The organism is Bradyrhizobium sp. MI1.10 (genome assembly GCF_055811035.1).
Genome location: NZ_JBVVPN010000139.1, coordinates 1 through 1,123, shown reverse-complemented (window position 1 = coordinate 1,123; position 1,123 = coordinate 1). Strand labels below are relative to the sequence as shown.

Below are 1,123 nucleotides of genomic sequence, written 5' to 3'. Positions count from 1 at the left end.
CCGCGCTCGTGAACTCGCTCTGTTACCCTTGGATGAGGGCCTCTACATCCTGAGCATAACGCCCGTGAGTGATGTGTCGGCATTGCCGCCCCCGGCTTGGGCGCCGGTGTTAATGCCGGGGCCGCTCCGCCGGCTCAATCGCTCCTTGGGCTCATCCTCGGCATATTGCTGGGCATCGTGCTCCGCGAGCTTTGGGCGCGGTGTCTCCACAGGAAAAACTGGAGCGCGTAAAGTAAGCGGATGCGATGACGGCGCAATCGATCTAATATTCTGTTGTTGCACTGGCCGCGGGGTGCTGGAGCAAAGAAAGCATGTGTTACCAGTAACCCTCGACGACCTCTCGAGGCTCGTCGGGATTATTGGCTCGTTGGTCGCACTCGCCATCGCCATTCGCGGCGAAATGCGAGCCTCCCGAAGAGGCAAGCGACCGGCCAAGCCGAAGCCGCAGAGCCGAAGACACAAGAATTGAAAGAAGGCCGCCGCACGGGCGGCCTTCTCTTTTCCACACCCACGACACTCAGTAGCTCTCGCGGGCGTGGAGCTACTAGGAATCGATATTTTGCGCGCTACTTACGATGCCGTTTTGATGGCGGCATGCGCACTCGCCGATTTATGAAATGGGCCGGTCATTATCCGCCCCGCAGCCCCGCTGAATGGCTGGCTGAGGGCCACGTGACCTGCAACATCCAATGCCTGAACGGCCGCTGCCATCGTAGGGTCGACGTGCGGCTCGATACACTCCCGCAGGATCAACCGTGGTCGCGCGTCGGGTTGCGCCTGGTCTGTTCAGCATGCGGCGCCGCAGGATCTGTGCATATCGTTCCGAACTGGCATGACAGTCGCGGGCAAGTCAGGCCAAGCATGGACGCTTGAGGTTTTGATTCCAGCGATGAAGCACGTCACCGAACGCCCTTTTGCCGATCCGGAAGTCGCCGCGCGTCAGCTCGTTCAGCTGGCTTCGGGCATCGAGGCAGTACAGGACGGCAGAATCCATATCGAGAAGATCAACTACCCCTTCCTTTACACGCTCAAGGCAAGCGGCGCAGAGAGAGCCGGCTCCGGAAATCTGAACAGGGCGATAAGTGGAGTTTCTGCCTGACGGCGGGCAAGATTGGCCCGCGAA

Annotated in this window: 1 protein-coding gene; it reads left to right on the top strand. The window is 60.2% G+C overall.

Translation table 11 applies throughout. The features are described 5' to 3' along the window. Positions 1-889: 889 nt before the first annotated feature. Complete coding sequence (locus tag AC0L3K_RS40605) at positions 890-1,099, top strand: hypothetical protein (protein WP_473368205.1); 210 nt, start codon at positions 890-892, stop codon at positions 1,097-1,099. Positions 1,100-1,123: the final 24 nt, after the last annotated feature.

What these genes read in the sequence shown, in the direction of transcription:
- AC0L3K_RS40605 (WP_473368205.1), top strand. Translation starts at nt 890, where the DNA reads ATGAAGCACGTCACCGAACGCCCTTTTGCCGATCCGGAAGTCGCCGCG.